General features: G+C 61.7%; 5 protein-coding genes. 1 reads left to right on the top strand and 4 read right to left on the bottom strand.

Going from position 1 to position 4789, the window contains the following annotated elements; all coding sequences use genetic code 11:
• Positions 1-561 (bottom strand): bifunctional riboflavin kinase/FMN adenylyltransferase (gene ribF, locus ACE04F_RS19420; protein ID WP_486109199.1); only part of this gene is annotated, 561 nt, incomplete at its 3' end.
• Positions 562-690: 129 nt separating this feature from the next.
• Positions 691-2229, bottom strand: a complete 1539-nt coding sequence (murJ, locus tag ACE04F_RS19415) for a murein biosynthesis integral membrane protein MurJ (protein WP_486109197.1) — start codon at positions 2227-2229, stop codon at positions 691-693.
• Positions 2230-2483: 254 nt separating this feature from the next.
• Here murJ and rpsT point away from each other — a divergent pair, with 254 nt between their 5' ends.
• On the top strand, positions 2484-2762 hold the full coding sequence (gene rpsT / locus ACE04F_RS19410; RefSeq protein WP_020798646.1) for a 30S ribosomal protein S20: 279 nt from the start codon (positions 2484-2486) through the stop codon (positions 2760-2762).
• A 182-nt stretch (positions 2763-2944) separates the two neighbouring features.
• Here the strand turns inward: rpsT and ACE04F_RS19405 are convergent, their stop codons facing one another.
• Both ACE04F_RS19405 and proB read right to left on the bottom strand, forming a co-directional pair.
• A complete protein-coding gene (locus ACE04F_RS19405) occupies positions 2945-3409 on the bottom strand; it encodes a CreA family protein (protein ID WP_486109195.1) in 465 nt (154 codons plus the stop codon).
• A gap of 9 nt (positions 3410-3418) precedes the next feature.
• On the bottom strand, positions 3419-4537 hold the full coding sequence (gene proB, locus ACE04F_RS19400; protein ID WP_305498706.1) for a glutamate 5-kinase: 1119 nt from the start codon (positions 4535-4537) through the stop codon (positions 3419-3421).
• Positions 4538-4789 lie beyond the last annotated feature (252 nt).

Here is a 4789-nt window from a genome sequence, read left to right as displayed (position 1 = left end):
CGGCCGGCCGAGCAAGCGCTCGGCCAATTCGAAGTCCGCCGCCGCCAGGGCATTGCGGACCTGGGTGCTGCTGACGCGCAGCCCGTCCATTTCCACGGTCTGTGCCGCTTCGACGGTGAACCCCTGGGCGATGCCGGCCTGTTGCAGGTAATCGAAATCCCCTGCCCGGTCGCAGCCGAAACGGAAATCGTCGCCGACTTCCAGATGCTTCACGTCGAGACCGTCCACCAGGATGGTATCGACGAACTCGGCGGCGCTGAGCTGGCTCAGGCGCTGGTTGAAAGCCAGGCACAGGACCCGATCGACGCCTTCGGCGGCCAGCAGTTGCAGTTTGTCACGCAACCGGGCCAGACGCGCCGGAGCGGTGTCCGGAGCGAAGAATTCCCGGGGCTGCGGCTCGAAGATCACCACGCAGCTGGGCAGGCCCAACTCCAGCGCACGCTCGCGCAGCCGCGCCAGGATAGCCTGGTGGCCACGGTGAACACCGTCGAAGTTGCCAATAGTGGCGACACAGCCCCGATGCCGGGGACGCAGGTTGTGGAGGCCTCGAACCAGCTGCATAACGCGCTTCTTGCTCATAAAGTGGCCGATTATAACCACACCCGGCGGTCGGCGACAGGCAACACCGTAACCCAAAGTGATCGAACCGACAAAACCGCCGTCCGGCCCGGGATTATCGAAGGCAACCGTTCAGCTCAAGGCCTTGCGATTGAAGTCGCGCAGACGGAATCCCATCAGCAGCAACATGCCGAAATAAGCCACCACGCCGGCCACGACCAGCACCCCCAGGCGCAGGAAACGCTCGAGCATCTGCCCTTCGCCCCAGGCCGGCATGAAATGCATCCCCGCCAGCAACACCGCCGACATCACCGCCACGGCGACCAGCAGCTTGAGGCCGAACCTGGCCCAACCAGGCTGCGGTTGATACATCTTCTGTTTGCGCAGCTGGTAGAACAGCAGCCCGGCGTTGAGGCAGGCTCCGGCGCTGATCGCCAGGGCCAGGCCGGCATGAGCCAGGGGACCAATGAGCAGCAGGTTGAACAGTTGGGTCATTACCAGGGTAAAGATGGCGATCTTCACCGGCGTGCGGATGTTCTGCTGGGCGTAGAAACCCGGCGCCAGGACCTTGATCACAATGATTCCAAGCAAGCCCACCGAATAGGCGATCAGCGCACGCTGGGTCATCAAGGCATCAAACGCATTGAACTGGCCATACTGGAACAGCGAAACCGTCAGCGGCTCGGCAAGGATCCCCAGCGCCAGGGCACAAGGCAGGACCAGCACGAAGCACAGGCGCAGGCCCCAGTCGAGGATGCGCGAGTATTCGTGGCGATCCTGGCTGGCGTAGGTCTTCGCCAAGGTCGGCAGCAGGATAGTGCCCAGAGCCACGCCCAGCACACCGGAGGGCAGCTCCATCAAGCGGTCGGCGTAGTACATCCATGAGACCGAACCGGCCACCAGGAACGAGGCGAAGATGGTGTTGATGATCAGCGAAATCTGGCTCACCGACACCCCGAGAATGGCCGGCAGCATCTGCTTCATGACGCGCCACACGCCACTGTCGCGCACGTTCAGGCGCGGCAGCACCAGCATGCCGATCTTTTTCAGGTGGGGCAGTTGATAGAGCAATTGCGCCAGGCCGCCGACCAGCACCGCCCAACCCAAGGCCATCACCGGCGGATCGAAGTACGGCGTCAGGAACAGCGCGAAGACGATCATGCTGACATTGAGCAGCGTCGGCACGAAGGCCGGCACCGAGAAACGGTTCCAGGTATTGAGGATTGCCCCGGCCAGCGATGACAGGGAAATCAGCAATATATAAGGAAAGGTCACCCGCAACAGGTCGGAGGTGAGCTGGAATTTTTCCGGCGTGTCGGTGAAACCTGGCGCGGTGGCCCAGATCACCCAAGGCGCGGCGAGCATGCCGGCGGCCGTGACCAGCGCCAGCACCAGCGTCAGCAAACCGGTCACATAAGCGATGAAAGTGCGGGTCGCCTCGTCGCCCTTCTGGCTTTTATATTCGGCCAGGATCGGCACGAAGGCCTGGGAAAAGGCCCCTTCGGCGAAGATCCGCCGCAGCAGGTTGGGCAGTTTGAAGGCGATGAAGAAGGCGTCGGTGGCCATTCCGGCACCGAATATCCGCGCGATCAGCGTATCGCGAACGAATCCCAGAATCCGGGAAAGCATCGTGATAGAGCTGACGGCAGCCAACGATTTGAGCAGATTCATGAAAAGAGTTTGGGCCTGTCGATAAACAGCAGGCGAACAACGCGCCCACTTGTGCGATACTTCGCGCCGCTAAACAGCACAGCGCCAAAGCCCGCGAGTTTACAGGTCGCACGCCGGAAAGAAATCATTCGGTGCGCCGCACCTGCCATTCAGCGGAACGTGTCACCCGCCCTTGACAAGACCTCAACTCATCGGCATGATTCGCGGCCTATTTTGTTTGCTATTTCCTAAAAAGTCTTTCGAGGAGCTCGACGGTGGCCAACTCACCTTCCGCCAAAAAACGTGCAAAACAGGCTGAGAAGCGTCGCAGCCACAACGCCAGCCTGCGTTCCATGGTCCGTACCTACATCAAAAACGTAGTCAAGGCCATCGACGCAAAAGACGCTGAAAAAGCACAAGCTGCTTACGTTCTGGCTGTGCCAGTTATCGACCGCATGGCCGATAAAGGCATCATCCACAAGAACAAGGCTGCTCGCCATAAGAGCCGCCTGAATGGCCACGTAAAGGCCTTGAACGTTGCCGCTGCTGCCTAAGCGACGCGCTCGTTAAAAAACCGACCTCAGGGTCGGTTTTTTATTGCCTGGGATTTACCAGCCATCCCACAGATAACAACTGGGAGCGAGCCTGCTCGCGAATGCGGTGTGCCAGACAACATCATGTGGCGGACAGACTGCATTCGCGAGCAGGCTCGCTCCCACAATGGAATTTCAGTCGATTATTGGGCCCGGGCCCACGGCAGGATCGGAATCGCCGTCACCGCATTCTGCGGGCTGCCCTCGATCACGCGGTCACTGTAGACCAGGTACACCAGCGTATTGCGCTTCTTGTCGAGAAAACGCACCACCTGCATGGTCTTGAACACCAGCGAGGTGCGCTCCCTGAAGACCTCCTCGCCATCCTTGAGCTCACCCTTGAAGCTGATCGGCCCGACCTGGCGACAGGCGATGGAGGCCTCGGCGCGATCTTCGGCCAGCCCCAGACCACCTTTTACGCCGCCGGTCTTGGCCCGCGACAGATAGCAGGTCACGCCATCGACCCTGGGATCATCGAACGCCTCGACCACGATCCGGTCGTTTGGCCCGACGAACTTGAACACAGTGGACACCTGACCGATTTCCTCGGCAGAGGCCAGCAGCGGCAGCGCCACCAGCAAGCCGATCAATCCTTTTGCCAAACCCATGATTTTTCCTTAGACGAGGATCAGGTTGTCACGGTGAACCAGTTCAGGTTCAGCCATGTAACCCAGCAGGCCAACAATCGCATCAGACGATTGGCCGATGATTTTCTGTGCTTCCAGCGCGCTGTAGTTGGCCAGGCCCCGGGCGATCTCCCGACCATCCGGCGCCACGCAAACGACCATTTCGCCGCGGCGGAAGCTGCCCTGGACCAGCTTCACGCCTACCGGTAGCAGGCTTTTGTTACCCTGGGACAGCGCCGACACGGCACCGGCGTCCAGCACCAGCGTGCCGCGGGTTTGCAGATGCCCGGCCAGCCACTGTTTGCGCGCCGCCAGCATGCCGCGCTCAGGCGACAGCAGCGTACCGATGCGCTCCCCGGCCTTGAGGCGATCCAGCACCCGCTCCAACCGACCACCAACGATGATGGTATGGGCGCCAGAGCGCGCCGCCAGACGCGCCGCGCGCAGCTTGGTCTGCATCCCGCCGCGCCCCAGGGCTCCGCCAGTGCCACCCGCCACCGCATCCAGCGCGGGATCGTCGGCTCGGGCTTCGTAGATCAGCTTGGCATCCGGGTTATTGCGCGGATCAGCGTCGAACATGCCGTCGCGATCCGTGAGAATCACCAGCAGGTCGGCTTCCACGAGGTTGGCCACCAGCGCCGCGAGCGTGTCGTTGTCGCCGAAACGGATCTCGTCGGTGACCACCGTGTCGTTCTCGTTGATCACCGGGATGACTTTCAGCTCCACCAACGCTCGCAGCGTGCTACGGGCATTGAGGTAACGCTTGCGGTCGGACAGGTCGTCGTGGGTCAGCAGGATCTGCGCCGTGTGGCGATCATGCTCGGCAAAGCTCGACTCCCACGCCTGCACCAGGCCCATCTGGCCAATGGCGGCAGCGGCCTGCAGTTCGTGCATCGCGCTGGGTCGCGACGTCCAGCCCAAACGGCTCATGCCGGCCGCCACGGCACCCGAGGAGACCAGTACCAGCTCGACGCCCGCCTCATGCAGGGCCACCATCTGCTCGACCCACACCGCCATCGCCTGGCGATCCAGGCCCTTGCCATCCGCCGTCAGCAGTGCGCTGCCGATCTTCACGACCCAGCGTTGCGCACCCGTCACCTTGCTCCGCATCTTCTTCAACCTTTGCCAGCGAACAGCGCGACCCAGCGCCACTCATGGGATTATTCGTATTTGCGTTTTTCAGATACCAAAACGCCGCTCGAATGAGCGGCGCCTTGGAAACCGGCCGGCTGCGATGATAACACCGCGCCGAAACACTTGAACCTGCTCCCCATGCCAGCTACCGAGAATCCTTGTGGGAGCGAGCCTGCTCGCGATGGCATAGGGTCAGCAGCATGAATGCCAACTGACACACCGCAATCG

Source organism: Pseudomonas sp. AGC41 (assembly GCF_057334555.1).
This window is presented reverse-complemented; position numbering and strand designations above follow the sequence as displayed.